This window comes from Streptomyces sp. NPDC033180 (assembly GCF_055577645.1).
In genome coordinates this window covers 1,009,585-1,017,515 of record NZ_JBVIPU010000001.1, presented here as the reverse complement: position 1 = coordinate 1,017,515, position 7,931 = coordinate 1,009,585, and the positions used below count along the sequence as shown (strand labels likewise).

At 71.7% G+C, this 7,931-nt stretch carries 5 protein-coding genes; all 5 read left to right on the top strand.

Annotated features, from left to right (window positions below; translation table 11 throughout):
• On the top strand, nucleotides 1-954 hold a 954-nt coding region (locus ACZ5WE_RS04615), incomplete at its 5' end, for a hypothetical protein (protein WP_469157276.1).
• Nucleotides 955-1,000: 46 nt separating this feature from the next.
• Nucleotides 1,001-1,804: a TIGR03936 family radical SAM-associated protein gene (locus ACZ5WE_RS04610; protein WP_467687550.1), complete on the top strand. Its 804-nt coding sequence runs from the start codon at nucleotides 1,001-1,003 to the stop codon at nucleotides 1,802-1,804.
• Nucleotides 1,805-2,040: 236 nt separating this feature from the next.
• Nucleotides 2,041-5,910 carry an Rne/Rng family ribonuclease gene (locus ACZ5WE_RS04605; protein WP_467687552.1) on the top strand — a complete coding sequence of 1,290 codons (3,870 nt, stop codon included), beginning with the start codon at nucleotides 2,041-2,043 and terminating at the stop codon, nucleotides 5,908-5,910.
• 181 nt (nucleotides 5,911-6,091) lie between these two features.
• Nucleotides 6,092-7,441, top strand: a complete 1,350-nt coding sequence (locus ACZ5WE_RS04600) for a phospholipase D-like domain-containing protein (RefSeq protein ID WP_467687554.1) — start codon at nucleotides 6,092-6,094, stop codon at nucleotides 7,439-7,441.
• Between the two features lie 169 nt (nucleotides 7,442-7,610).
• Nucleotides 7,611-7,931: a 50S ribosomal protein L21 gene (rplU, locus tag ACZ5WE_RS04595; RefSeq protein ID WP_160505004.1), complete on the top strand. Its 321-nt coding sequence runs from the start codon at nucleotides 7,611-7,613 to the stop codon at nucleotides 7,929-7,931.

The window sequence follows — 7,931 nt, the reverse complement described above, 5'->3', positions numbered from 1 at the left end:
AAGGCCGTTTTCGTGTGGCCGTGGGTGGGGCTGTGGCGGTATGTGGTCGTGCCGGTCGGGAAGGGGCTCGGGTGGCTGGGGCGGGTGCTGTTCGTGATTCCCGCCATGTGGCTGTACGTGTCCGTGCTCACGCCCATCGGGCACGCCGTCGCCTGGCTCGCGCGGGGCATCGCGGCGGGAGCAGCGGTGGCCGGGCGCGGCATCGGGGTCGTGCTGGTGTGGCTGCTCAAGGCCGTTTTCGTGTGGCCGTGGGTGGGGCTGTGGCGGTATGTGGTCGTGCCGGTCGGGAAGGGGCTCGGGTGGCTGGGGCGGGTGCTGTTCGTGATCCCGGCCGTGTGGCTGTACGTGTCCGTGCTCACGCCCATCGGGCACGGACTCGCCTGGCTGGCCAAGGGAATTGGGGCGGGCATCGCCTGGACGGCCCGGGGGGTCGGGACAGTGCTCGGCGCCCTGGGGCGCTGGATCTTCGTCGTGCCCGCCGTCGCCCTGTGGCGCTGGGTGCTCGCGCCCATCGGGCGGGGCATCGCGGTCGTCGCACGCGAGATCGGTGCCGCGTTCGCACACGCCTGGCGTATCGCCGGGTACGTCTCGCTCGCCGTGGGCCGCTTCCTCGGCCGGCTGCTGCGGTGGCTCTTCGTCGACCCGGTGCGCTGGGTGTACCGCGCGGTCCTCACCCCGGTCGGGCACGCCCTGCGCGACGGGGTCTGGCGGCCCGCGGCCCGGGCGGTGAAGGACGCGGGCCGCGCCACCCGCCAGGCACTGGCCGCCGCCCGCCAGAGCGTGCGGGACGCCCGCGCCGACGTACGGCGCATGCTGTTCGGGGCACCGAGGGAGCGGGTCCCGGTGGGGGGCGCCCCGATGGAGCCCGCGCCGGTGCCGGTGGCCCGGCGGGAACCGGACACGCCCGGGACACGTACTCTAGGTAGCAGTACGACCGCACTCACGAAGGACTAGAACACTGGGCAAGCGACAGCCCGAAGGCCCGCCGCCCGCTCCCGCGGTGCAGCGCATCCGACTGCGCTACACCAAGCGCGGCCGCCTCCGGTTCACCAGCCACCGTGACTTTCAGCGCGCCTTCGAGCGGGCGCTGCGCCGTGCCGAGGTGCCCATGGCGTACTCGGCGGGGTTCACTCCGCACCCGAAGGTGTCGTACGCCAATGCCGCACCCACCGGCACGGGCAGTGAGGCCGAGTACCTGGAGATCGCGCTCACCGCGCGGCGCGACCCCGACAAGCTGCGCGAGCTGCTCGACGAGTCGATGCCGACCGGCCTCGACATCATCGACGCCGTCGAGGCCCGCACCTCGGGCCTCGCCGACCGGCTCACCGCGTCCATCTGGGAGCTGCGCCTGACCGGCGTCGAGCCCGCGGACGCGGAGCGTGCCGCCGAGGCCTTCCGGGCCGCTGCGAGCGTCGAGGTCCAGCGCCGCGCGAAGAACGGCATGCGGACCTTCGACGCCCGCGAGGCCGTCGTGAGCCTTGAGGCGCTCGCCGCCGACGAGGCGCTCGGCCCCGACGCTGATAGGCCGACCGACCAGCCCTGTGCGATACTGCGGCTGGTTGTTCGGCACGTGACACCTGCCGTACGACCCGACGACGTCCTGTCCGGTCTCCGAGCTGTGGCCGACCTGGCGCCGCCGGTCCCCGCAGCGGTGACCAGGCTGGCGCAGGGGCTTCTTGACGACGAGACCGGCACGGTGACCGACCCGCTCGCGCCCGACCGCGAGGCAGCCACGACCCCGCTTGAGAACCAAGGGGCCGCCGCAGCCGCCGCGAAGGTGCCGGCGACGGAAGGTCCCGCGTAGGGACGAATGTCGAAGCGCCGCCCTTGTACTCGGGAGCCACCTGGGTCGGGCAGCGCACTGACCGAGACTTTCGCCAGGCCGTCCGCATTTGGGCGTACGGAACCGGCGAGACAGACACATAGAGCTCCCGTGCGGCGCCCACGCCCCCGGATGGCGGCCCCGCGTAGCTGAGCGAGGGCCGCGGACATCACCGGACCAGGCGCGGCGCCCGGGAGCGTGACGGGAGAACCGCCCGCATGCATGAGCCGAACGAACCCACTGAGGGCTCGGACAACAACACCCCCAGCGACACCCTGCCGCCGCGCCGCAGGCGCCGTGCGGCGTCGCGGCCCGCGGGGCCGCCCGTGGGCGCCACCGAAGCCGCGGCTCCGGCCATACCGGCCACCCCCGCCGCCGAAGCGCCCGCCCAGGCCGTGACTCCGGAGCCCGCAGCGGCCGAGGAAGCCGCTCCCGCCCCGCGTCGCCGCCGCGCCACCCGCCGCGCCTCGGCTCCCGCCGGTGCGCCGCAGGGTGCCGAGACGCCCACCGAGACGCCTGCGGAGGTTCCGGTCGGCGAGCCCGTGGCCGCCGCCCCGGCCCCGGCCGAGGCCGAGCCCGCCGAGGAGGCCGCTCCCGCCCCGCGTCGCCGCCGTGCGACCCGCCGCGCCTCGGCTCCCGCCGGTGCGCCGCAGGGTGCCGAGACGCCCACCGAGACGCCGGTGGCCGCCGAGCCCGCCGCCGCTGAGCCTGTCGCCGCCGAGCCCGCGCCCGAGGCGCAGCCGGAGTCCGGCGACGCGGCCCCGCGCCGTGCCCGCCGCCGTGCGACCCGCGGCTCGTCCGCGCCCGCAGCCGAGACCGCTGCACCTGAGACCACCGAGGCCCCCAAGGCCGCCGCCGAGCCCGTGGCGAGCACCCAGGCCCCCGAGGCGGAGTCCGCCGAGGAGGACGCGCCCCGTGGGCGTCGCCCCCGCCGTGCCACCCGCAAGGCCGCCGCCGGATTCTCGGCGCCCGCCCCGACGCGGGCCCGCAAGGCGCGCGCCGGCGACGCCGACGACGACTCCGGGAAGCCCGCGCGGCCCGCCGTCGCCGTCTTCCAGGCGCCGGTGTTCGCCGAGCCGATGTTCCAGACCCCCGAGCGCGCGGCTGCCGCTGCCGCCGCCGAAGCGGCCGACGAGCCTGCCGAAGAGGCCGAGGCCGAGCCCGTCGCCACCGCACCCGTGGTGGAGGAGGAGACCGGTCCGCGCCGTCGCCGCCGCCGTCGGGCCGCGGACGAGCAGCCCGCCGCCGAGCAGCCCGCGAAGGCCGCTCCCCAGGCCGTGGAGGAGCCCGCCGAGCCCGAAGAGGCCGAGGACACCGCCGCGGACAACGACAACGACAACGACAACGACAACGACGAGTCCGACGACTCCGGCGAGCGTCACGGCCGCCGTCGCCGTCGTGGTGGCCGTCGCCGCCGCCGCGGTGAGTCCGCCGACGACTCCGGTGACCAGCAGGACTCCGACGCCGACGTCGAGTCCGAGACGGACGCCGCCGCAGAGCAGGGAGCGGAAGACACCGCCGAGCAGGCCGACGACGACTCCGACGACAACGGCTCGGGCGCCGGCTCGAGCAGCAGCCGTCGCCGCCGTCGCCGTCGCCGCCGTGCCGGTGACTCCGGTGAGGGCGAGAGCGCGGCGGACGGTGACCCGGAGCGTACGGTCGTCAAGGTCCGTGAGCCGCGCAAGAAGGAAGAGCGCGAGCTCGGCACCGGCGTCGACGAGGTCACGTCCATCAAGGGCTCGACCCGGCTGGAGGCCAAGAAGCAGCGCCGCCGCGAAGGCCGCGAGCAGGGCCGCCGCCGTGTGCCGATCATCACTGAGGCCGAGTTCCTGGCCCGCCGTGAGGCCGTCGAGCGCGTGATGGTCGTCCGCCAGAACGGCGAGCGCACCCAGATCGGCGTCCTCGAGGACAACGTGCTCGTCGAGCACTACGTCAACAAGGAACAGGCCACCAGTTACGTCGGCAACGTCTACCTGGGCAAGGTCCAGAACGTGCTGCCGTCCATGGAGGCCGCCTTCATCGACATCGGCAAGGGCCGCAACGCGGTCCTGTACGCCGGTGAGGTCAACTTCGAGGCGCTCGGGATGGCCAACGGCCCCCGCCGTATCGAGTCGGCCCTGAAGTCGGGCCAGTCGGTCCTCGTGCAGGTCACGAAGGACCCGATCGGCCACAAGGGCGCCCGCCTCACCAGCCAGGTCTCGCTGCCCGGCCGCTACCTGGTCTACGTGCCCGAGGGCTCGATGACCGGCATCAGCCGCAAGCTGCCCGACACCGAGCGCGCGCGTCTGAAGACCATCCTCAAGAAGATCGTCCCCGAGGACGCGGGCGTCATCGTGCGCACCGCCGCCGAGGGTGCGAGCGAGGACGAGCTGCGCCGTGACGTGGAGCGTCTGCAGCAGCAGTGGGAAGACATCCAGAAGAAGTCGAAGGCGGCCTCGACGAGCGCGCCGGGCCTTCTGTACGGCGAGCCGGACATGACCGTCCGCGTCGTCCGCGACATCTTCAACGAGGACTTCTCGAAGGTCATCGTCAGCGGCGAGGACGCCTGGGACACCATCCACGGATACGTCTCCCATGTCGCCCCCGACCTGGCCGACCGCCTGCAGCGCTGGACCTCCGAGGTCGACGTCTTCGCGACGTACCGCATCGACGAGCAGCTGATGAAGGCGCTCGACCGCAAGGTCTGGCTGCCCAGCGGCGGCTCGCTGGTGATCGACAAGACCGAGGCGATGATCGTCGTCGACGTCAACACCGGCAAGTTCACCGGGCAGGGCGGCAACCTCGAAGAGACCGTGACGAGGAACAACCTCGAAGCGGCCGAGGAGATCGTGCGCCAGCTGCGCCTGCGCGACCTCGGCGGCATCGTCGTCATCGACTTCATCGACATGGTGCTCGAGTCCAACCGGGACCTGGTCCTGCGCCGCCTGCTCGAATGCCTGGGCCGTGACCGTACGAAGCACCAGGTGGCCGAGGTCACCTCGCTCGGTCTCGTGCAGATGACCCGTAAGCGGGTCGGTCAGGGCCTCCTGGAGTCCTTCTCCGAGACCTGCGTCCACTGCAACGGCCGCGGCGTGATCGTGCACATGGAGCAGCCGACCTCCGCCGGTGGCGGCGGCAAGCGCAAGAAGCGCGGCCGCGGCGGCTCCGAGCAGGGCCAGGAGCACACGCACGAGCATGAGCACGAGGCCACGGACGAGGTCGAGACCGAGGCCGAGGTCGCCGCGGAAGCAGCCGCCCCGGTGGCACTTCCGGAGCCCGATTTCGTCCCGGACGAGGAGCTGTACAGCAGCGCGTCCGAGGCCGAGGCCGCGGCGTCCCGCGGTGGCCGTTCGCGCCGCAGGGCGACCCGTCGGGCCTCGGCTCCGGCCGGCGCCCCGAAGGCCGACGCGCCCAAGGCGGAGACCGCCCCCAAGGCGGAGAAGCGCTCCAGGTCCCGCAAGGCCGCCACGGCCGAGGACGAGGCTCCGGTGGTCGAGGCCCCCGTGGTCGAGACTCCGGCCGCCGCCGAGGACCCGGTCGTCGAGGTCGCTCACGAGGCGCCGGTGGATGACGCGGCTCCCAAGGGGCGTACGCGCCGTCGTGCGATCCGCAAGGCGACGTCGCCCGCCGGTTCGCCGAAGTCCGCGGGGAGCGCCGAGCCCGAGGCCGCCGAGGTGATCGTGGCCGAGGCGCCGAAGGCCGAGCCAATCGCGGAGCCGGTCGCCGAGCCGGTCGCCGCCGAGCCGGTCGCGGACGCCGCCCCGGCACGTCCGCGTCGCCGTGCGGTCCGCAAGGCCACCGCGCCGACCGCGTCCGAGGAGGCGGCCGTCCTGGTCGTCCCGTCGGCGGAGAAGGCCACGGAGGCCCCGGAGACCGGCACGGACAAGCCCGAGGCCGAGGCCGAGGAAGCCGCTCCGGCCAAGAAGACGGCGCGTAAGACCGCCGCCAAGAAGGCGCCCGCGAAGAAGGCCGCCGCCAAGAAGACCGCGGCCAAGAAGACGGCCGCCAAGAAGACGACGGCCAAGAAGGCGTCGAAGACGACGAAGAAGACCGCCGCGGCGGAGCAGACACCGTCCGGTGTCAAGGCCTCCGCGGCCGACGAGGGCTGACCTGGTTCTTCGCCGTCCGTACAGATGACCGGGTGCCCCCGGTGTGGTGATTTGGCCACGCCGGGGGCGCCTGTCTGTTGGCACGCGGTGAAGTACCTGTAAAACTCATGCGGTTGGTGAAGGAGTACACGCGCGTGGCGTTCGGGGAGACGGCGCGCTCGTGTCAGGGAGGGGACGCACGATGGCGCAGGGTCGCCTGAAAGGCACGGGACGTCACCGTGCCGTGAAACAGATCAAGGGCGGCCGCCAGGCCGTCGCGCTGGCCACGGTTTTGTCGGCGGCCGGTATCCAGTCCGTCAGCGCCGTGGGGACGGCGGCGGCCGACGGAGAGCCGCCGCTGGTGGAGGCACCGCTCTTCAACGATCCGAAGGGCACTCCGGAGCAGCAGCACGCGATCCGGACCCGGCTGATCGAGCTGACGAACGCCGCGGTGCCCGGTTCGACCATCAAGGTCGCGGTCTACCACGTGTGGGAGGCCTCGGTCGTCGACGCGCTCGTGGCGGCCAGGAACCGCGGTGTGCACGTGCAGATGGTGCTCGACGAGACCAGCAGGAGCGACCGCCCCACGAACACCTCGTACAACACGCTCGCGGCGGCGCTCGGCACCGACAAGAACAAGTCGTCCTTCGTGACACTCTGTCCGGCCGGCAAGTCGTGCCTGGGTGATCCGAAGTACGGCAAGTCGATCATGCACAACAAGTTCTGGCTGTTCTCGCAGGTCGAGGGGGCCAGGGACGTCGTCGTGCAGACGACGTCGAACTCGACGCCCTCCGCGCACACGAAGTTCTACAACGACGCGCTGCAGCTCCCGAACAACCCGACGATGTACGAGGCGTACGCCGACTACTTCGCCGACATGATCCGCAAGGACTGGCGGAACTGGGACTACCGCACGGTGAGCGACGGCCTCTACAAGGCGTACTTCTTCCCGCGCTCCGGCACGGTCAACGAGACCGACACCATGTACTCGGTCCTGAACAACGTGCAGTGCAACTACAAGGACGCGGCCGGGGTGGCCAGGCACACCAACATCCGTGCCTCGATCTTCAAGATCACCCGCAAGCAGATCGCCGACAAGCTCGTCTCGCTGAAGAAGGCGGGCTGCACGGTCAGCATCGTCTACGCCGAGACCGACAGCGCCAAGAGCCAGGGCGGCACTCCCGGCACCTGGGAGGCCCTGCACAAGGCCGGCGGACCGACCGTGCGCTGCTTCAACGACGACCGGGATCCGCTGCACCCCGGCACCAAGCTGACAACGCCCTACATCATCCACTCGAAGTACCTGCTCATCGACGGCATGTACGACGGCAAGCGGAACAAGCTCTCCTTCACCGGCTCGCAGAACTACACGGCTCCGGCGCTGCGCGAGAACGACGAGGCGATCGTGAAGGTCGACGACGACTCCGTGCACGACGCGTACCGCGGCCACTTCGACCGGGTAGGGAGCGTCGCCTGGCCGGGCAAGGCCGACAGCACCGACCTGTGCAAGGGTGTCAAGCCGCTGCCGCCGGACGGTGAGAAGCCGGTTTGACCCGTCCGGCCCAGCCCCGTAATCTTGACCGTCGGCGTGTTACTAGGCACGTCATACCCCTGTAAACCTGATTTCCCTTCCGGCGCCCTGGGCGCTCGGGAGAGGCCGACCGTGCATCCGGACGGACGGCTGGACTGCGGGGGTCCCGTTCCGAGCGAGAGAGAGATCCGTGTACGCCATCGTGCGCAGCGGTGGTCGCCAGCACAAGGTTGCTGTCGACGACATCGTTGAGGTTGACAAGCTTCCCACCGCCAAGGTTGGCGACACCGTAGAGCTCTCTACGCTGCTCGTTGTCGACGGCGACGCCGTGACGAGTGACCCGTGGGTGCTTGCCGGTATCAAGGTCACGGCCGAGGTCGTGGACCACCACAAGGGCGCGAAGATCGACATCCTTCGCTACAAGAACAAGACCGGCTACCGACGTCGCCAGGGTCACCGCCAGCAGTACACGGCGATCAAGGTCACCGGTATCCCCACGGCTGCGAAGTAA